General features: G+C 59.5%; 1 protein-coding gene. It reads right to left on the bottom strand.

Annotation, left to right across the window (positions count from 1 at the left end; all coding sequences use genetic code 11):
* Positions 1-55: 55 nt before the first annotated feature.
* Positions 56-296 (bottom strand): hypothetical protein (locus AC1RO3_RS09040; protein WP_481764087.1); only part of this gene is annotated, 241 nt, incomplete at its 5' end.

The following is a 296-nucleotide window of genomic DNA, read 5'->3' as shown; positions in this document are numbered from 1 at the left end:
CCTTACGTTGTCGCCAATATTCGGCGTGAATTCCGGTCAGGTTCATATACACCCTTTATTTGGCGATGGCCGCCTGTCGGCTCAGTTCAATGGTCAGGGCTTCTGCCTTGTCCGCGTGCCCGCGCTCGACCAACGCGCCCACAACCAAACCCCCGAGCAGTGCCGCATGTGCGCCCTTGCCCCGCTTGCTTTTGAGAACGCGCAGTGCGCCGCGTGCAGCACTCAGCGAGTGCGAACCGCTGATAGTTTGCGGCCCGATAATGGAATCAGCAATACGGCCGGCTTCTGCTTTGTAC

This window comes from Dellaglioa sp. CoH-57-MRSF-19, assembly GCF_056781975.1.
Note: the sequence above shows the minus strand (reverse complement) of the source record. Positions and strands in the feature narration are given on the sequence as shown.